Source organism: Bradyrhizobium embrapense (genome assembly GCF_001189235.2).
Classification (GTDB): Bacteria; Pseudomonadota; Alphaproteobacteria; order Rhizobiales; family Xanthobacteraceae; genus Bradyrhizobium; species Bradyrhizobium embrapense.
On the sequence record NZ_LFIP02000005.1, the window covers coordinates 360,909 to 379,090 of the forward strand.

The 18,182-nt window shown below is 66.4% G+C and carries 15 protein-coding genes; 11 read left to right on the forward strand and 4 right to left on the reverse strand.

The genetic code is table 11. The annotated features are described in order from the left end of the window. The first annotated feature begins 41 nt into the window (after window positions 1-41). The 8 genes from AKN83_RS24280 to AKN83_RS24315 all read left to right on the forward strand — a co-directional run bounded on the left by AKN83_RS24280 (window position 42) and on the right by AKN83_RS24315 (window position 8,532). Complete coding sequence (locus AKN83_RS24280) at window positions 42-1,664, forward strand: ABC transporter substrate-binding protein (RefSeq protein ID WP_050406010.1); 1,623 nt, start codon at window positions 42-44, stop codon at window positions 1,662-1,664. Between the two features lie 304 nt (window positions 1,665-1,968). Continuing rightward, window positions 1,969-2,982: an ABC transporter permease gene (locus AKN83_RS24285; RefSeq protein WP_050406011.1), complete on the forward strand. Its 1,014-nt coding sequence runs from the start codon at window positions 1,969-1,971 to the stop codon at window positions 2,980-2,982. Between the two features lie 4 nt (window positions 2,983-2,986). Next, complete coding sequence (locus AKN83_RS24290) at window positions 2,987-3,886, forward strand: ABC transporter permease (protein WP_050406012.1); 900 nt, start codon at window positions 2,987-2,989, stop codon at window positions 3,884-3,886. A gap of 79 nt (window positions 3,887-3,965) precedes the next feature. Beyond that, window positions 3,966-5,768, forward strand: a complete 1,803-nt coding sequence (locus AKN83_RS24295; protein ID WP_050406013.1) for a dipeptide ABC transporter ATP-binding protein — start codon at window positions 3,966-3,968, stop codon at window positions 5,766-5,768. Between the two features lie 19 nt (window positions 5,769-5,787). Next, complete coding sequence (locus AKN83_RS24300) at window positions 5,788-5,967, forward strand: DUF4089 domain-containing protein (RefSeq protein WP_050406014.1); 180 nt, start codon at window positions 5,788-5,790, stop codon at window positions 5,965-5,967. 28 nt (window positions 5,968-5,995) lie between these two features. Further along, window positions 5,996-7,372 carry an AtzE family amidohydrolase gene (locus AKN83_RS24305; RefSeq protein WP_157113560.1) on the forward strand — a complete coding sequence of 459 codons (1,377 nt, stop codon included), beginning with the start codon at window positions 5,996-5,998 and terminating at the stop codon, window positions 7,370-7,372. Window position 7,373: 1 nt separating this feature from the next. Beyond that, window positions 7,374-7,766, forward strand: coding sequence for an oxalurate catabolism protein HpxZ (hpxZ, locus tag AKN83_RS24310; RefSeq protein WP_050406016.1), 393 nt, complete (start codon window positions 7,374-7,376; stop codon window positions 7,764-7,766). A gap of 28 nt (window positions 7,767-7,794) precedes the next feature. Beyond that, window positions 7,795-8,532: a GntR family transcriptional regulator gene (locus AKN83_RS24315; RefSeq protein WP_050406017.1), complete on the forward strand. Its 738-nt coding sequence runs from the start codon at window positions 7,795-7,797 to the stop codon at window positions 8,530-8,532. Between the two features lie 157 nt (window positions 8,533-8,689). Here AKN83_RS24315 and atzF read toward each other — a convergent pair whose 3' ends face one another. Both atzF and AKN83_RS24325 read right to left on the reverse strand, forming a co-directional pair. After that, a complete protein-coding gene (atzF, locus tag AKN83_RS24320; protein WP_063695498.1) occupies window positions 8,690-10,510 on the reverse strand; it encodes an allophanate hydrolase in 1,821 nt (606 codons plus the stop codon). 184 nt (window positions 10,511-10,694) lie between these two features. After that, on the reverse strand, window positions 10,695-11,207 hold the full coding sequence (locus AKN83_RS24325; protein WP_430641572.1) for a MarR family winged helix-turn-helix transcriptional regulator: 513 nt from the start codon (window positions 11,205-11,207) through the stop codon (window positions 10,695-10,697). 149 nt (window positions 11,208-11,356) lie between these two features. On the opposite strand from AKN83_RS24325, the gene AKN83_RS24330 reads away from it, so the two are divergent. Continuing rightward, entirely contained in the window at window positions 11,357-13,219 is a 1,863-nt protein-coding gene (locus tag AKN83_RS24330; protein WP_050403078.1) for a feruloyl-CoA synthase, read from the forward strand. 309 nt (window positions 13,220-13,528) lie between these two features. On the opposite strand, the gene AKN83_RS24335 is transcribed toward AKN83_RS24330, so the two are convergent. Next, window positions 13,529-14,053, reverse strand: a complete 525-nt coding sequence (locus AKN83_RS24335) for a MarR family winged helix-turn-helix transcriptional regulator (protein WP_050403079.1) — start codon at window positions 14,051-14,053, stop codon at window positions 13,529-13,531. 82 nt (window positions 14,054-14,135) lie between these two features. Here AKN83_RS24335 and AKN83_RS24340 point away from each other — a divergent pair, with 82 nt between their 5' ends. Further along, window positions 14,136-15,338, forward strand: a complete 1,203-nt coding sequence (locus tag AKN83_RS24340) for a cytochrome P450 (RefSeq protein WP_050403080.1) — start codon at window positions 14,136-14,138, stop codon at window positions 15,336-15,338. A 40-nt stretch (window positions 15,339-15,378) separates the two neighbouring features. After that, window positions 15,379-16,605, forward strand: coding sequence for an ABC transporter substrate-binding protein (locus tag AKN83_RS24345; protein WP_050403081.1), 1,227 nt, complete (start codon window positions 15,379-15,381; stop codon window positions 16,603-16,605). Window positions 16,606-16,815: 210 nt separating this feature from the next. Here AKN83_RS24345 and AKN83_RS24350 read toward each other — a convergent pair whose 3' ends face one another. Beyond that, on the reverse strand, window positions 16,816-18,090 hold the full coding sequence (locus AKN83_RS24350; RefSeq protein WP_050403082.1) for an NAD(P)/FAD-dependent oxidoreductase: 1,275 nt from the start codon (window positions 18,088-18,090) through the stop codon (window positions 16,816-16,818). Window positions 18,091-18,182: the final 92 nt, after the last annotated feature.

Sequence of the window (18,182 nt, forward strand, 5' to 3'; positions counted from 1 at the left end):
TCTGAGTTCCAAGGCCGTTCTCAAGGGCGTTGGAGCAACACATGAAGCGTCGCGATTTCCTCAAATCGGTGTCTGGGCTGGCAGCGGGGGCGCTGGCGCCGACCGCGCCTGCGATCTGGTCGCCGGCCAAGGCCGACGCGCGCGCCGAGACGCTGCTGATCGTCTCCGAAGGCGGTCCCAACAATCTCGATATCCACGGCGTCGGCACCAACGTGCCCGGCTATGAGGTGTCGTGGAATTGCTACGACCGGCTGATCAGCCACGAGATGAAGAGCGGGCCGGGCGGCGTGCCCTATTACGACCGCGACAAGTTCAAGCCCGAGCTCGCCGAGGATTTCAACATCGGCGACATGTCGGTCACCTTCAAGCTGCGCAAGAACGCCAAATTCCACGACGGCACGCCGGTGACGGCGAAGGACGTCAAATGGTCGCTCGACCGTGCCGTCAGCGTCGGCGGCTTCCCGACCTTCCAGATGAGCGCGGGCTCGCTGACCAAGCCCGAGCAGTTCGTTGTCGTCGATGACCACACGGTGCGCGTCGACTTCATCAAGAAAGACAGACTGACGATCCCCGACCTCGCCGTGATCGTGCCCTGCGTCGTCAACTCCGAGCTGGTGAAGAAGAACGCCAGCGAGAAGGACCCCTGGGGGCTCGAATTCACCAAGCAGCAGACCGCGGGCTCCGGCGCCTACAAGGTGACCAAATGGACCGCCGGCACCGAAGTCATCATGGAGCGCAACGACGAATGGGTCTGCGGTCCCCTGCCGAAGATCAAGCGCGTGATCTGGCGCATGGTGCCGCAGGCCGGCAACCGCCGTGCGCTGCTCGAGCGCGGCGATGCCGATATCTCCTACGAACTGCCGTTCAAGGATTTCCAGGAGATGAAGGCGAACGGCAAGCTCAACGTGGTCTCGCTGCCGTTCTCCAACGGCATCCAGTACATCGGCATGAACGTCACCAAGCCGCCGTTCGACAATCCGAAGGTGCGGCAGGCGATGGCCTATGCGATGCCGTACCAAAAAATCATGGACGCGGTGCTGTTCGGCCTCGCCAACCCGATGTTCGGCGCAGCCAAGGACAAGCCGACCGAGGTCGCCTGGCCGCAGCCGACCAAGTATTTCACCGACATGGAGAAGGCCAGGGCGCTGCTCGCCGAGGCCGGCTACGCCAACGGCTTCGAGACCACGATCTCGTTCGACCTGAATTTTGCCGGGGTCAACGAGCCGCTCTGCGTGCTGGTGCAGGAGAGCCTCGCGCAGCTCGGCATCAAGACCACGATCAACAAAGTTCCCGGCGCCAACTGGCGCACCGAGCTCACCAAGAAGGAGATGCCGCTGTTCACCAACGTGTTCTCGGGCTGGCTCGATTACCCCGAGTACTTCTTCTACTGGTGCTATCACGGCAACAATTCGATCTTCAACACGATGAGCTACAAGTCGCCCGAGATGGACAAGCTCATCGACGGCGCGCGCATCGCGGCCGCCACCGGCGACACCGCGGCCTACGACGCCGACGTCAAGGGTTTCGTCGATCTCGCCTTCGCCGACATCCCGCGCATCCCGCTCTATCAGCCGTTCGTCAACGTCGCGATGCAGAAGAACATCTCGGGCTATCAATACTGGTTCCACCGCCGGCTGGACTATCGCGCGATGGCGAAGGGGTGAGATGGATGAGTGCGTGGACCATGTTCGCTTCTCTCTCAAACGCTACGTCAGGTGAGGTGAGCACACCTCTCAGGCTCCCTCCCCCCTTGTGGGGGAGGGTGGGGAGAGGGGTAGGCCGCGTACTCGGAAGGACGACGTTAGGCGAGATCACACCGAACCATTCGCTGCATCACGCGCGGACTAGAGGTGCGTTCCGTCTGGCGACGGAGCAAGCGGCACCCCTCTCCCCAACCCTCCCCCACAAGGGGGGAGGGAGCCCTACCAGTCCCGTTGCGGCTTTGCCTGATGCCGTTGGGAGCAAGCCATGCTGTCCCTGATCGGCAAGCGGCTGCTGTTCGCGATCCCGTCGCTGATCGGGGTGGTGATCGTGACGTTCCTCTTGACCCGTGCGCTGCCGGGCGATCCCGCGGCGTATTTCGCAGGGCCCGCGGCGACCAAGGAGGCAGTCGACCAGATCAGGAAGAAGCTCGGCTTCGACAAGCCGCTGATCGAGCAGTTCGTCCGCTACACGGGCGATCTCGCCCATGGCGATCTCGGCACCTCGCTCACCACGGGCCAGCCGGTCGCGGCCGAACTGCGCAACCGCCTGCCGGCGTCGGCCGAGCTCACGCTGCTCGGCCTCGTGGTCTCGATCGTGATCGCGATCCCGCTCGGCGTGCTGGCGGCGACGCGGCCGGGCTCCTGGATCGACCATCTCTGCCGCGTCACCACGACGGCCGGGGTGTCGTTGCCGGTGTTCTTCACCGGGCTCGTGCTGGTCTATCTGTTCTATTTCCGGCTCGGCTGGGCACCGGCGCCGCTCGGCCGGCTCGACGTGTTCTACAGTGCGCCGCCGACCGTCACCGGCTTCTATCTCATCGATACCTTGATCGCGCGCGACTTCGAGGCGTTTCGCTCGGCGTTCAGCCAATTGATCCTGCCGGCGGTGACGCTGGCGATCTTCTCGCTGGCGCCGATCGCCCGCATGACGCGCGCCTCGATGCTCGCGGTGCTGGCGTCGGATTTCGTCCGCACCGCGCGCGCCAGCGGCCTGTCGCCCGGCAAGGTGATCGTCACCTACGCGTTTCGCAACGCGATGCTGCCGGTCATCACCACGCTCAGCATGGTGTTCTCCTTCCTGCTCGGGGCCAATGTGCTGGTGGAGAAGGTGTTCGCCTGGCCCGGCATCGGCTCCTACGCGGTCGAGGCTTTGATCGCCTCCGACTTCGCGCCGGTGCAGGGCTTTGTCCTCACCATGGCGGTCATGTACGTGCTGCTGAATCTGTTGATCGACATCCTCTATGGCGTGATCGATCCACGCGTGCGGCTGGAGGGGTGAAACCATGAGCTCCGTTGCGCCAACAGTCGAGCCTGTCGGTCCTGCGCGGACATCCGGGCTCGCCGCGATCATCGAGCAGACACGCTATGTCCTGAGCGAGAACAAGGTCACCGGCTTTGCCTTCGCGCTTCTGATCCTGATCACGTTCGCCGCGTTGTTCGGGCCCTATGTGGTGCCGTACGATCCGCTCGCCTCGGATACCGCGGCTGCATTGAAGCCGCCGTCCGCCGCGCACTGGTTCGGCACCGACCAGCTCGGCCGCGACATCTTCAGCCGCGTCATCGTCGCAACCAGGCTCGACACCTTCATCGCGGTCGCCTCCGTGGTACTGGTGTTCCTGATGGGTGGGCTCGCCGGCATCGCCGCCGGCTATTTCGGCGGCTGGACCGATCGCATCGTCGGCCGCATCGCCGACACCATCATGGCGTTCCCGCTGTTCGTGCTGGCGATGGGCATCGTCGCTGCGCTCGGCAACACCGTGCAGAACATCATCATCGCGACCGCGATCGTGAACTTTCCGCTCTATGCCCGCGTCGCGCGCGCGGAAGCCAACGTCCGCCGCAACGCCGGCTTCGTGCAGGCGGCGCGGCTCTCCGGCAATGGCGAGTATCGCATCCTGCTCGGGCACATCCTGCCCAACATCATGCCGATCATGATCGTGCAGATGTCGCTGACCATGGGCTATGCGATCCTCAATGCCGCGGGTCTGTCCTTCATCGGCCTCGGCGTCCGGCCGCCGACTGCGGAGTGGGGCATCATGGTCGCCGAGGGCGCCGGCTTCATGGTCTCAGGCGAATGGTGGATCGCGCTGTTTCCCGGCCTTGCGCTGATGGTCGCGGTGTTCTGTTTCAACCTGCTCGGCGACGGCCTGCGCGACATCGTCGACCCGCAGCGGAGGACGTGATGACCGTCTCAGTGCGGTGTCTTATTACCGTTTCACTACTGTGCATGGGGTTGTTTTCGATATTTTGTGAGAGGCGGCCATGACCGCCCAGCCGCTGCTCGACGTTCAGGACCTCACCGTCGAGTTCACCACCCGTCGCGGCATCGTCAAGGCGGTGCAGCACGTCAACATCTCCGTGGGTAAGGGCGAGACCGTCGGCATCGTCGGCGAGTCCGGCTCCGGCAAGTCGGTGACATCCTATGCCGTGATGCGCATCCTCGACCGGGCGGGGCGGATCGCCGAGGGTTCGGTGATGTTCTCCGGCATCGACGTCAAGGCAGCCTCGGAGAGCCAGATGCGCGATCTGCGCGGCCGCGAAGTCTCGATGATCTTCCAGAACCCGCGCGCCGCCCTCAATCCGATCCGCAAGGTCGGGCACCAGATCGAGGACGTGCTGCGCCAGCATGTGCAGCAGGCGCAGGTCACCGATCGCGGCGAGACCGCGATCGAGGCGCTGGAGCAGGTCAAGATCGCGCGCCCGCGCGAGCGCTATCACGCCTATCCGTTCGAACTCTCCGGCGGCATGTGCCAGCGCGTCGTCATCGCGCTGGCGCTGGCCTGCAACCCGCAGCTTCTGATCGCCGACGAGCCGACCACCGGCCTCGACGTCACCACCCAGAAGGCGGTGATGGACCTGATCGTGGAGCTGACCCGGCGCCGGGCGATGTCGACGATCCTGATCACGCACGATCTCGGCCTCGCCGCGGCCTATTGTGACCGCGTCGTGGTGATGGAGAAGGGCCGCGTGGTCGAGACCGCGAAGTCCGCCGACATATTCGCCGCGCCCCAGCATGACTACACGAAGAAGCTGATGCGCGCGACGCCGCGGCTCGGGGTGTCATTGCGCGATCTGCTCCCGGAGGAAGACTCTTCCGCCTCGCCCCGCGTGCGGGGAGAGGCCGACACGCAGAGCGTGGCGGGTGAGGGGGGCTCTCCAAGCACTGTGCTCGTGGAGAGTCCCCCTCACCCCAACCCTCTCCCCGCAAGCGGGGAGAGGGAGCGGATGCAACCGCTTCTTTCCGTCGAAAAGCTCGTCAAAGAATATCCCCGCCAGGGCGCAGGCTCGGTGCTCACAAAGCTGTTCGGCCGCAAGCCGCCGGTCGAGGAAGACATCTTCCGCGCCGTCGACGGCATCAGCTTTTCGGTCGATCATGGCGAGAGCGTCGGGCTGGTCGGCGAATCCGGTTGCGGCAAGTCGACGACATCGATGATGGTGATGCGGCTCTTGGACCAGACCTCCGGCCGCATCATGTTCGACGGCGAGGACATCGGCGCCATCGCGCCGCAGTCCTTCGCACGGCTGCCGCGGCGCAGCCAGATCCAGATGGTGTTCCAGGATCCGACCGACAGCCTCAACCCGCGCTTCACCGCGGCGCGCGCCATCGCCGACCCGATCATGCAGCTCGGCGATATCAGGGGGCGCGACGCGCTGCGCGACCGCTGCGAGGAGCTCGCGCGGCTGGTCGGCCTGCCGGTCAATCTGCTGGATCGTTTTCCGCATCAACTGTCCGGCGGCCAGAAGGCCCGCGTCGGCATCGCGCGCGCGATTGCGCTGCACCCGAAGCTCGTCATTCTCGACGAGCCGACCGCAGCACTCGACGTCTCGGTGCAGGCGGTGGTGCTCAATCTGCTGCAGGATCTCAAGCAGTCGATGGGCATGAGCTATCTGTTCGTGTCGCACGATCTCAACGTGGTGCGCCTGCTGTGTGATCGCGTCATCGTGATGCGCTCGGGGCGCATCGTCGAGCAGGGCACATCCGAACATGTCTTGGGCAATCCGCAGGATGCCTATACAAGGGAGCTGCTCACGGCGATCCCGCATCCGCCGTTGCCGGTCTGTTGAGAAACACATTGGGAGCGAAATGGCCGATCAACTCGACGACTATGTGAGCGCTATCGCAAACGCGATGGGGTTGCCGTTGGAAGACGCCTGGCGTCCGGCGGTGCGGGCAAATCTCGAGGTCGCGCTGCGGCTGGCGCGGCTGGTCGATGACTTCCCGCTGCCCGATGAGCTCGTGTCGGCCGCCGTCTATTCGACCTGAGATCGCGATGTCCGAAACTCCCACTGCCATGTCGGCCGCCGAAATCGCGCAGGCCGTCTCAAACCGCAAGCTCACGGCCCTCGCCGCCACCGAGGCTGCGCTCGCACGCATCACAGCGCACGACAAGGTCCTCAATGCCTTCACCGACGTCACCGCCGATCTCGCGCGCAGCCAAGCCAAGGCTGTCGATGCCGCGATCGCGGCGGGCCAATCGGCAGGCCCGCTTGCCGGCGTGCCCTTCGCCGTGAAGAATCTGTTCGACGTGAAAGGCCTCTCGACCCGCGCCGGCTCGAAGATCAACCGCGATCTGCCGCCGTCCCCGCGCGATGCCACGCTGATCGAGCGGATGGAAGCGGCCGGCGCCGTGCTGGTCGGCGCGCTCAATATGGGCGAATACGCCTACGACTTCACCGGCGAGAACGTGCATGACGGTCCGTCGCGCAATCCGCATGATCGGACGCGGATGGCCGGCGGCTCCTCGGGCGGCTCCGGCAGCGCCGTCGGCGGCGCGCTGGTGCCGATCGCGCTCGGCTCCGACACCAACGGCTCGATCCGGGTGCCGTCGTCATTCTGCGGCACGTTCGGCCTGAAGCCGACCTATGGCCGGCTGTCGCGCGCGCGCTCGTTTCCGTTCGTCGCAAGCCTCGATCACCTCGGCCCGTTTGCGCGCAGCGTGACAGATCTCGCGCTCGCCTATGACGTCATGCAGGGGCCCGACGTTGAGGATCCGGCCTGCGTCGCGCGAGCGGTCGAGCCGACGGTGCCGCTGCTGTCCGAGGGCATCGGTGGGCTGCGAGTTGCAATCGCCGGCGGCTATTTCCAGCAGAATCTGCTGCCGGAGGCGGTCGAAGCGGTCGCGCGCGTTGCCAAGGCGCTCGGCGCGACGCAGACCGTGGAGCTGCCCGAAGCGGCGCGTGCCCGCGCGGCCGCCTTCATCATGACCACGACCGAGGGCGCCGCGCTGCACCTCGATCGGCTGCGCAAGCGCCCCAACGATTTCGATCCGGCGGTGCGCGACCGCCTCGTCGCGGGCGCGATGGTGCCGGCGGTCTATGTCGACAGGGCGCAGAAATTTCGTCGCTGGTTCCGCGCCAGGGTGCTCGAGCTGTTCCAGTCGGTCGACGTGATCCTGGCACCGGCAACGCCGTGTGTGGCGCCGAAGATCGGTCAGGCCACCTTCACGCTCGACGGGGTCGAGCTTCCGGTCCGCCCCAATATCGGCATCCACACCCAGCCAATCTCCTTCATCGGCCTGCCGGTGGCCGCCGTGCCGGTGCCGCTTGAACCGATGCCGATCGGCGTCCAGATCATCGCCGCGCCGTGGCGCGAGGATATCGCGCTGCGGGTCGCCCACGCGCTGGAACAGATGGGTGTCGTGGCGGCTCCCGCGCCAAGAGGACTCTAGAATGGAAATCGATCTTCCCGACGTGCTCGCCGAGGTTACCGCGCAGTTCGAGCGCTACGAGCAGGCGCTGGTCTCGAACGATGTCACCGTGCTCGACGAGCTGTTCCGCAACGACAGCCGCACGCTGCGCTATGGCATCGGCGAGAACCTTTATGGCTATGCCGAGATCATGGCGTTTCGCGCCGGGCGCCCGGCGGTCGGCCTGATGCGCAAGATCGACCGAACCGTGATCACGACCTATGGCCGCGACACTGCGATCGCCTCGACGCTGTTCTATCGGGACAGCGCGCCGGGTCGGGTGGGACGGCAGATGCAGACATGGATTCGCTTCCCCGAGGGCTGGAGAATCGTCGCCGCCCATGTCAGCGTCATCGATGAACCAAAGGGGGCCTGACCAGCGTGCTTGAAAGGGCGTTTCAGCCATGAGCCTGGACGATCTTCCGACCCGCGCGCCGTCGGCACAGGGCACCGAGCCGGAGCCGCAGGTGCGGCGTGTCGATCGCGCCTCATCGCTGGTCGACAAGACCACCCGCGCCGAGGAACTGCGGCTGCAGCTCGCCGACGAGATCGTGCGCGGCACGCTGCCGCCCGGCGCCGGGCTCGATGAAACCGATCTGGCGCGCCGCTTCAACGTCTCGCGCACGCCGGTGCGCGAGGCGCTGCGGCAGCTCGCCGCCAGCGGCCTGATCGACGCGCGCGCGCATCGTGGTGCGGTGGTGGCGCGGCCGTCGCTCGAGCGGCTCACCGGCATGTTCGAGGCGATGGCCGAACTCGAGGCGATGTGCGCCGGCCTTGCCGCCGAGCGGATGACGCCGGCGGAGCGCCACGCGCTGGAAGCGGTTCACGAAGAGCTGCGGGTCTTGAGCTACACCGGCAATCCCGAGCGCTTCCACGAGGTCAATGAGCGCTTCCACAACGCGATCTACTCCGGCTCCCAGAACGCCTATATCGCCGAGATCACGCTGGCGACGCGGGTGCGCGTGCAGCCGTTCCGCCGCGCCCAGTTCCGCAACCTCGGGCGCCTCGCCAAATCCCACGCCGAGCACGACCGCGTCGTCGTCGCCATCCTGCGCGGCGACAAGATCGGTGCTGCGGCGGCGATGCGCGCCCATATCGAGCAGGTGCGCGGGGAATACGAGACCTACGCGGTGTCGGTGTAGGTCTAGCGCAGCTCTCGTCATTCCGGGGCGCCGCAAGGCGGCGAGCCCGGAATCCATTCTTCCGCACCTGACGTAGAGGACTTCCAGCGACCGTCGTTGCCGCGAAATGGATTCCGGGCTCGCGCTGCGCGCGCCCCGGAATGACAAGGGGAGGTGGTTACGCCTTCGCCTTCTCCGCCATGAACGCCCGCCAGCCGCCATAGGCCGAGATATCTTTCGCGCCGGCGATCGCGGCGGGCTCCACGATGAAGCCCTTGACCTGCCGTCCGTCGGCGAGCCTGATCGTGCCGATCGCCATCGGCGGCGGGATTGCTGCGACGAATTTTCCGAACGCGGCTGGCGACATCGCCCACAGTTCGAGCTTGATCGCATGACCCGCACCCGCCTCGATGCGCAGCATGCCGGGTTTCGGCGGCGTGGTGTCGAGCGCGTAGAGCTTGTAGTCGGCTGCGGTGGTCGTCTCTTCCAGCAGGCGCGCGTCGAGCGTGGTCAGTTCGTGGTTCAGTGCCATGCCGGAGAGATGCGCGCCGACCACTGCGATCGTGATCTCGTCGGCGCCGGCCTGCGCCGGCACTTCGGCCAGCGGCGGCTGCGGCACCGCCTTGGCGCCGACGGCAAGTCCGGTGTCGGCATGGAAGACGCGGCCGATGCCGGCAAGCGCCGCGTCGCGGCCGGCGGGCGCCAGCAGCGTGATGCCGAACGGCGCGCCGTCGGGCCGCATCGCCGCCGGCAGCGCCAGGCCGCAGAGATCGAGCAGGTTGACGAAATTGGTGTAGGTGCCGAGCCGCGAGTTGAGCTCGATCGGGTTGGCCAGCACGTCGGCGGTGGAATAGACCGTCGGCGCGGTCGGCAGCACGATCGCATCGCACTGCGCGAAGGTGCGCGCAGCGACGCGGCGCAGCGCCTGCAGGCGATAGAGCGCGGAGAACGTGTCAGCCGCGGTCGGCCGCGCGCCGCCGATCGTGATCTCGCGAGTCACCGGATGGATCGCGTCCGGCGACGACGCCAGCAGGTCGCGGATAACGAGATAGCGCTCGGCAACCCACGGGCCTTCATAGAGCAGCCGCGCCGTCTCGTAGAACGGCTCGAGGTCGAACTCGACGAGTTCGGCGCCGAGCGTCTGCCAGCGCTTGCACGCCGCGTCATAGGCCTGCTCGGCTTCGCGATCGCCGAAGAAGATCAATTGGCCGCGCTTGGGAATGCCGAGCTTGAGCTTGGCCGGAAATGCCGCGAGCGGCCCAAGCGGCCGGTCGCGCGAGAATGGATCGGCGTCGTCCGGCCCGGCCATCACGGCAAGCGCGGCCAATGCGTCGTCGACGGTGAGCGAGAACACCGAGATGCAGTCGAGCGTGCGGCAGGCCGGCACCAGTCCCGCGTTCGAGATCAGCCCGAGGCTCGGCTTGAGCCCGACGATGTTGTTGAGCATCGCCGGCACGCGGCCGCTGCCTGCTGTGTCGGTGCCGAGCGACAGCGGCACGAGGCCCGCGGAGACCGCGACCGCGGAGCCCGAGCTCGATCCACCCGGCACCAGATCGCCGCGCACCGGATTTTTGGGTATGCCATAGGGCGAGCGCACGCCGACCAGGCCGGTGGCGAACTGGTCGAGATTGGTCTTGCCGATGATGATGGCGCCGGCTGCGCGCAGTCTGGCAACCGCATTTGAGTCTTGCGCCGGCATGTAAGAGAACGCCGGGCAGGCGGCGGTGGTCGGCAGGCCCTTGACGTCGATATTGTCCTTCACCGCGACCGGCACGCCGTAGAGCGGCAGCGCCGGGTCTGCGAGCCGCGCGACCTCGGCGAGCGCGTCCTGCTCGTCGCGCAGGCTGATGAAGATGGCGGGGTCGTTGTGCTCGCGGATGCGCTGGTAGCTGCGCGCCACGGTTTGCGCCGGCGTCATGGTCGAGGTGCGGTGTGCGGCAACGATCGCGGCGACAGTTTCAGTCACGTGGGTGGCCTCGTCTCTGGCGCGGCAAGGCATCGGATGCCCGCCGCGAGGAAATTGCAGCCTGATCGAAGCAAGCAATGTGCCATTGTGTACAATTCGCTCGGGCCCGCCGCGCGACGGATTACCACACGATATCAGGTGCTTGAAATGGTCGCTGGCGGTTGGAGAAAGCCGGCCTCAACGCGCATCTGCTCAATATTAGAGCAGGCGTGATCGATCAGGTGAAGCCGGCAAGAATCCGCAGCAGATGCTCGCGGTTCTCCTTGCCGATCTTCTCGGCGACATGGCGCTCGTGCTCGGCGGCCAGCCGCTTGAACCGGGCCAGCGCAGTCTTGCCGCGCCCGGTCAGATGCAGCGCATGGGAGCGGCGGTCGGTGGCAGAGGGGATCCGGCTGACGAAGTCGCGCGCTTCCAGGCTGTCGAGCAGATGCACCAGCCGCGCGCGCTCGATCCCGAGCCGCTTCGCGACCGCCATCTGGCTAAGGCCCGGATTGGCTGCGATCACGGTCATGACCGAATACTGGGTCGGGCGGATATCGACCGCTGCCAGCGTCTTGATGAAATCATGGAAGATCCAGAGCTGGAAGCGCCGCACCGCATAGCCGGCGTGGCCGACCAGCGCATCGAGGCCGATGTCGTCGCCGGCATCGCTGCCGGGTCCGCGGCGGCGGATTGTCGCTGTCGTTCCCGTCGCCTTGCGCGATATCTTTTGCCGGCTCGCCATGAGCATAGGCTAGCGCGCCCGAGGCGAGAGGGAAAGATTGTTGTTGACGACAACAATTGATGTCCGCAACATTATGACCAAAGAGCCCGGCCGGGACTTCGCCGCCGCACCCTGTTGCGGCGCGATCCCGATCAGACACGGGCGAGGAGGAAACCATGACGACGGCGGCCGGCACCGCAGATCATCCGAGCAACCTGTTCGCCACGCCCGCCATCGTTGCCGTCGGCCGCGACGACGGCAGCATCCTCGTCCGCTCCACCACGCCGCTCAAGGAAGGCGCCCGCTGTGTCGGCGACTGGCTGGAGCATTGGGCGCGGCAGGCGCCGGATCGCATTTTCCTCGGCGAGCGCGCCAATGCCGAGCTGCCCTGGAGCACCGTCAGCTATCGCGAGGCACTCGGCATCGTACGGAGGGCCGCATCGTGGATCCTGGCGCAAGGGCTGAGCACCGAGCGGCCGCTCGTCATCCTCGCCGACAACGGCATCGATCACGCGCTGTTCGCGCTCGCAGCCCAGCATGTCGGCGTGCCCTCCGCCGCGATCTCGCCGGCCTATTCGCTGATGTCCCGCGATTTCGACAAGCTGAAGAGCATGATCAGCCTGCTCGATCCCGGCGCGATCTTTGTCGCCGACACAAAGCCGTTCGCGGCGGCGCTTGCCGCGATCGCGCCGCTGCATCGCGCGACCATCGTCAGTGACAATCCTGAGGATGCCGATGCGTTGCCATTCCGCACCGTCGCGGCGACGCCTGAAGCGCCGGAGGTCGCCAATGCGTTTGCTGCGGTGACGCCGGACACGATCGCCAAATTCCTGTTCACCTCGGGCTCGACCGGCACGCCGAAAGCCGTGATCAACACCCAGCGCATGCTGACCTCGAGCCAGCAGGCCAAGGCGCAGATCTGGACGTTCCTGGAATCCTCGGGCGGCGAACTCGTGATCCTGGACTGGCTGCCCTGGAGCCACACCTTCGGCGCCAACCACAATTTCAACCTGGTGCTGCGCAACGGCGGCACGCTCTATATCGACGGCGGCAAGCCGGCGCCCGGCCTGTTTGCGACTTCGCTAGCCAATCTGCGCAGCGTTGTGCCGGCGGTCTATTTCAACGTGCCGCGCGGCTTCGACATGCTGATCGCGGCGCTGCGCACCGACGACGAGTTGCGCCGCAGCTTTTTCGCGGGCACCCAATTCGCTTTCTATGCCGGCGCGGCGCTGCAGCAGAATTTGTGGGACGCGCTGCAAGAATTGTCGTTGCAAACGGTTGGCCGCAAGCTGCCGATGGTGTCGGCCTGGGGGTCGACCGAGACCTCGCCGCTCGCGACCGATTGCCACTTTCTCGCCGAGCGCTCCGGCAATATCGGGGTGCCGATCCCCGGTACCGAGCTGAAACTCGTGCCGTCGGGCGACAAGCTCGAGGTCCGCGTGCGGGGGCCGAATGTCACGCCGGGCTATTGGAAGGCGCCCGAACTCACCCGAGGGGCCTTCGACGACGAGGGCTTCTACAAGATCGGCGATGCCGTCACCTTTGCTGATCCCGACCGGCCCGATCTCGGCCTGTTCTTCGACGGCCGCGTAGCCGAGGACTTCAAGCTCAATTCCGGCACGTGGGTCAGCGTCGGCACCCTGCGCGTCGCCGGCATCGCGGCGCTGGCGCCGCTCGCGCAGGATATCGTCGTCGCCGGCCACGGCCGCGACGAGGTGCGCTTCCTGGTGTTTCCGAACCTTGCTGCCTGCCGTTCGCTCGCAGGACTGCCTGAGCGAGCGGGCGCGCAGGAGGCGATCGCTCATCCGGCGGTTCGGTCCGCGATCGGGCAGGGGCTGGCACGGCTGAAGGCGCAGGGCGGTCATTCCTCCGGGCACGCCACCCGCGCGCTGCTGCTGGCCGAGCCCGCTTCGGTCGACGGCGGGGAGATCACCGACAAGGGCTACATCAACCAGCGCGCCGTGCTGACGCGTCGCGCCGCGGCAGTGGCGATCCTGGAGGACGACGCCGCGGCCGAGCCGATCCGCTGCGCGGGCTGAGGTCGACGCAAGGGACGCACCAGCGGATGGTTCCCTCACCCGCCAAGGGGGAGCCCGAACAGTGTGCTCACCTGACCTGAGGGCGGCGTTGCAACGCTCCGCTTGCGACCCGACGACGCAGCGCATCATGGATTCTTAGTTGCCACGGCAACTAAGCTGTGCGAGTTTCCGCATCCATAAGGACAGGGCCCGGTCAACGGCCACGCATTCGGGAGGACAATGTTGCGCAGCAGCGCACGAGCGGCACGCGTCGACAACCGGGCGAGTATCGCGGTGGCGCAGGGCGCCGCCCGCGGTCCGGCCGCGCGGTCAGGTCGTGCTTGGCCCGGTCACGGCGCCGAGATTCTCGTGCAGCCGGCGCAGCAGGTCGATCAGCACCTCGCGCTCGTCCTTTTTCAGGCACGACAGCAGCCGCCGCTCGCGCTCCAGCGCCGCAACGATGACCTTGTCGTGGATGGCGCGGCCGCGGGCGGTCAGCGTGATCGAATGGGTGCGGCCGTCGTCCGGCGCGGTGCGGATCGTCAGCAGGCCGCGCTTCTGCAGCGCCGCGAGGTTGCGGCTGACCGGCCCCTTGTCGAAGCCGATCACCTGGCAGATCCGGGAGGCGGGAATCCCCGGCTCGATCGCCAGTTGCGAGATGATTCGCCACTCGGTGACGTTGACACCGAAATTCTTCTGGTAAAATGCGGTGGCGCTGTTCGACAGCTTGTTGCCGATGAAGGTGATGAACGCCGGCACATAGCGATCGAGGTCCAGCAGCGGGCCGTCGGAGGCATCTGCGGGATCGGCCGGTTTAGGCCGGCGGGGCTTTCGGGGGAGGGGCTGGCTGCTCATTTCCCAAATCATCGCTGCGAAACTGTGCGGGAGCAAGTGACATGCTGCCGATGTTGACAAGATCAAACCGCGGGAGGTCCCGATGACTGCAACAGAAAGTGCGTCCGTCCCGCATCTCGACGTCGATCCGTTCGCGCTCGAATTCTTCGCTGATCCGTTCCCCACCCATCAGCGGCTGCGCGAGGCCGGGCCGGTGGTCTATCTCGACAAGTGGAATGTCTATGGCGTGGCGCGCTACGCCGAGGTCCATGCGGTGCTGAACGATCCCGAGACCTTCTGCTCCAGCCGCGGCGTCGGCCTCAGCGACTTCTCCAGGGAGAAGCCGTGGCGGCCGCCGAGCCTGATCCTGGAGGCGGACCCGCCGGCGCACACCCGCACCCGCACGGTGCTGAGCACGGTGCTGTCGGCGACCGTGATGAAGCAGCTTCGCGGGCGATTTGCCGCTGCGGCGGAGGTCTGCGTCGATGCCCTGCTGGAAAAGCGCCGTTTCGACGCGATCGAGGACCTCGCGGAAGCCTATCCGCTGTCGATCTTCCCGGATGCGCTGGGCCTGCGGCCGGAAGGCCGCGAGCATCTGCTGCCTTACGCCAGTCTTGTGTTCAATGCCTTCGGGCCGCCGAACGAGCTGCGCCAGCAGGCGATCGAGCGTTCCGCGCCGCACCAGAGCTACATCGCCGAACAGTGTCAGCGCGACAATCTCGCCCCTGGCGGCATCGGCGCCTGCATCCACGCCCATGTCGATAGCGGCGCCATCACCGCGACCGAGGCGCCGCTGCTGGTGCGCTCGCTGCTGTCGGCCGGTCTCGACACCACCGTCAACGGCATCGGCGCCGCGGTCTACTGCCTCGCCCGCTTCCCCGACCAGTTTCAGAAACTTCGCGGCGATCCGACGCTGGCGCGCAACGCGTTCGAGGAAGCCGTGCGGTTCGAAAGCCCGGTCCAGACTTTCTTCCGCACTACGACCCGCGAGGTGGAGCTCGGCGGGGCCACCATTCCCGAAGGCGAGAAGGTGCTGATGTTCCTGGCCGCGGCCAATCGCGATCCGCGCCGCTGGGAGGCGCCCGATAGCTACGACGTCACGCGTCGGACGTCGGGTCATGTCGGCTACGGTTCTGGCATCCACATGTGCGTCGGCCAGCTCGTCGCCCGCCTCGAAGGCGAGGTGATGATGGCGGCGCTGGCGCGTCGTGTCGGCAAGATTGAAATTGCCGGCGAGCCGAAGCGGCTGTTCAACAACACGCTGCGCGGGCTGAGCAGCCTGCCGGTCGAGATCACAGCGGCCTGACGAGTCGCTCAAGACCGGCAAGGAAACGTAGGGGGAGAAGATGAAGGGCTTTGGGGTTGGGCGATTTGGGATCGGACTTGCGCTGGCATTGGCCTGCGCTGCCGGCAGCGCGCGTGCGGAGATTTCCGACAATGTCGTGCGCGTCGGCGTGCTCAACGACATTTCCGGCATCTTCCAGGACACCAACGGCATGGGCTCGGTGGAAGCCGCGCGGATGGCGGCTGAGGATTTTGGCGGCGGCGGCAAGGGCATCAAGGTCGAGATCGTCTATGCCGATCACCAGAACAAGGCCGACGTGGGTTCTGCGATCGCGCGAAAATGGCTCGATGTCGAAGGCGTCGACGCCATCGTCGACGTGCCGAACTCGGCCGTCGGCCTTGCCATCAACACCATCCTGCGCGATTCCAGGATGACGTTCTTGGCGTCGTCGACCGCGAGCTCCGACCTCACCGGCAAGGCCTGCTCGCCGAACACCATTCAGTGGGTCAACGACGCCTGGGCCACAGGCAACACCACGGCGGCCGCGATGATGCAGCGCGGCGGCAAGGACTGGTATTTTGTCACTGTCGACTACGCGCTTGGCAAGGGCATCGAAGCCGAGGCGACCAACTACATCGAGAAGCACGGCGGCAAGGTGCTGGGATCGAGCAAGCATCCGCTCGGCACCTCGGACTTCGCGTCGTTCCTGCTGCAGGCGCAGAACTCGAAAGCAAAGGTGATCGGGCTCGCCAATGCCGGCGGCGACACCATCAATGCGGTGAAGCAGGCCGCCGAGTTCGGCATCCAGGAGGGCGGCCAGACCATGGTGGCGTTCCTGCTGTTCGTGAACGACATCCACGGCATGGGCCTCAAGGTCGCGCAGGGCCTGCAGCTGCTCGAGGCCTTCTACTGGGACATGAACGACGGCACCCGCGCGTTCGCAAGGCGCTTCGCCGCGCGTCCTGGCATGAACGGCAAGATGCCGAGCGGCAACCAGGCCGGCGTCTATGCCGCGACGCTCGCCTATCTCAACGCCGTTGCTGCGACCGGCAGCGACGACGCCAAGGTCGTGGTGCCGCAGATGAAGACCTTCAAGGGTAACGACAAACTGTTCGGCGACACCACGATCCGCCAGGACGGCCGCGTCATCCACCCGATGTACCTGTTCGAAGTGAAGAAGCCGGAGGAATCGAAGTACCCCTACGACTATTACAGACTGGTCGCGACCATCCCGGCCGAGCAGGCATTCCGGCCGCTGGCCGATGGTGGGTGCTCGCTGGTGAAGTGAGGTTGGCGTTCCACTTCCACGAGGAAAGAGCTGCGACACTCAGCTCCGTCACCCTGAGGAGCGCGCTCTTGCGCGCGTCTCGAAGGGTCGACGGCCACCAGCCGGGCCGATTCATCCTTCGAGACGCGCGTTCCGCGCTCCTCCAGCGACAAGGGCGAAGCCTTTGCGCGGGGATGACGGAACGGAGATTGCGCAATGCTTCGCTGTCGCCTACTGCGCGACCTTGCTGCTGCCCTGGGTGATCAGCCGTGCGGCGCGCTGGTCGCGGGTGTGGATCCAGAGCCAGTTCATCGCTACCGCGATCCGATGCCGCACGCCGATCAGGAAGTAGATATGGGCGAGGCCCCAGATCCACCATGCCAGTGAGCCGCGCAGCTTCAGCCAGCCGAAATCGATCACCGCCTTCTTCTTGCCGATCTGCGCGAGGCTGCCGGCGTGCTTGTAGCGGAACGGCGGCAGTGTCTTGCCTTCGAGCCGGGCCTTGATCAGGGCGGCGACGTAGCGTCCTTCCTGCTTGGCGGCCGGCGCGATGCCGGGCACCGGACTGCCGTCGGGACCCTTGATCGTGACGGTGTCGCCGATCGCGAAGATGTCGGGATGGCCCGGCACGGTCAGATCAGGCTCGACCTGCAGCCGGTGGGCGCGGTCGGCCGGCGCGTTCAGCCACTCGGCGGCGCGCGAGGCGCGCACGCCGGCGGCCCAGACGATGGTGCGCGCCTCCAGCCGCTTGCCGCCGAACACCACACCGTCGGCCGAGCATTCGGTGACCGGCTCGCCCAGCATCACCTCGACGCCGAGTTTTTCCAGCGATGCCTGCGCGTAGGCCGAGAGATCGTCGGGAAATCCTGCCAGCACGCGCGGCCCGGCCTCGATCAGCACCACGCGCGCCTTGCGCGTGTCGATGTGACGGAAGTCCTGCGGCAGCGTGTCCTTGGCGAGGTCGGCGATGGTGCCGGCCATCTCGACGCCGGTCGGCCCGGCGCCGATGATGACGAAGGTCAGTAGCGCCGCGCGTTTGTCGGGATCGGTCTCGCGCTCCGCGCGCTCGAAGGCGACCAGGATGCGTCGCCTGAGCGTGGTTGCGTCCTCCAGCGTCTTCAGGCCCGGCGCGAACGGCTCCCATTCGTCATGGCCGAAATAGGCGTGGCGCGCCCCGGTGGCGAGAATCAGCGTGTCGTAGGGAATGCTGCCGCCGTCGTCGAGCTCTACCTGCTTGGCCGCCGCGTCGACGCCGCAGACATTGGCGAACAGCGTCGTCACCTCGGGCCGGTCGCGCAGCAGATAGCGGATCGGCCAGGCGATCTCGCTGGTGGCGAGCGATGCGGTCGCGACCTGGTAGAGCAGCGGCTGGAACAGATGGTGGTTGCGGCGATCGATCAGCGTGATCTCGACCGGCACGCCTGCGAGCCCGAAGGCGGCTTCCAGCCCGCCGAAGCCGGCGCCGACGATCACCACGCGATGAGGTTTGGCCGGCGCTTGCGTCATCTGATGTCGCCCTCGGTTTCGAACGGCTTCGTCGCCTGATTATGTAATCATTGGCGGCCTCATTCCAATACGAATTGCCTGATCACCCGATA

Excerpts from the sequence above, each read along its gene's own strand:
- AKN83_RS24280 (WP_050406010.1), top strand. The coding sequence starts at position 42 with ATGAAGCGTCGCGATTTCCTCAAATCGGTGTCTGGGCTGGCAGCGGGG.
- AKN83_RS24285 (WP_050406011.1), top strand. The coding sequence starts at position 1,969 with ATGCTGTCCCTGATCGGCAAGCGGCTGCTGTTCGCGATCCCGTCGCTG.
- AKN83_RS24290 (WP_050406012.1), top strand. The coding sequence starts at position 2,987 with ATGAGCTCCGTTGCGCCAACAGTCGAGCCTGTCGGTCCTGCGCGGACA.
- AKN83_RS24295 (WP_050406013.1), top strand. The coding sequence starts at position 3,966 with ATGACCGCCCAGCCGCTGCTCGACGTTCAGGACCTCACCGTCGAGTTC.
- AKN83_RS24300 (WP_050406014.1), top strand. The coding sequence starts at position 5,788 with ATGGCCGATCAACTCGACGACTATGTGAGCGCTATCGCAAACGCGATG.
- AKN83_RS24305 (WP_157113560.1), top strand. The coding sequence starts at position 5,996 with ATGTCGGCCGCCGAAATCGCGCAGGCCGTCTCAAACCGCAAGCTCACG.
- hpxZ (WP_050406016.1), top strand. The coding sequence starts at position 7,374 with ATGGAAATCGATCTTCCCGACGTGCTCGCCGAGGTTACCGCGCAGTTC.
- AKN83_RS24315 (WP_050406017.1), top strand. The coding sequence starts at position 7,795 with ATGAGCCTGGACGATCTTCCGACCCGCGCGCCGTCGGCACAGGGCACC.
- atzF (WP_063695498.1), bottom strand. The coding sequence starts at position 10,510 with ATGCCTTGCCGCGCCAGAGACGAGGCCACCCACGTGACTGAAACTGTC.
- AKN83_RS24325 (WP_430641572.1), bottom strand. The coding sequence starts at position 11,207 with ATGCTCATGGCGAGCCGGCAAAAGATATCGCGCAAGGCGACGGGAACG.
- AKN83_RS24330 (WP_050403078.1), top strand. The coding sequence starts at position 11,357 with ATGACGACGGCGGCCGGCACCGCAGATCATCCGAGCAACCTGTTCGCC.
- AKN83_RS24335 (WP_050403079.1), bottom strand. The coding sequence starts at position 14,053 with ATGAGCAGCCAGCCCCTCCCCCGAAAGCCCCGCCGGCCTAAACCGGCC.
- AKN83_RS24340 (WP_050403080.1), top strand. The coding sequence starts at position 14,136 with ATGACTGCAACAGAAAGTGCGTCCGTCCCGCATCTCGACGTCGATCCG.
- AKN83_RS24345 (WP_050403081.1), top strand. The coding sequence starts at position 15,379 with ATGAAGGGCTTTGGGGTTGGGCGATTTGGGATCGGACTTGCGCTGGCA.
- AKN83_RS24350 (WP_050403082.1), bottom strand. The coding sequence starts at position 18,090 with ATGACGCAAGCGCCGGCCAAACCTCATCGCGTGGTGATCGTCGGCGCC.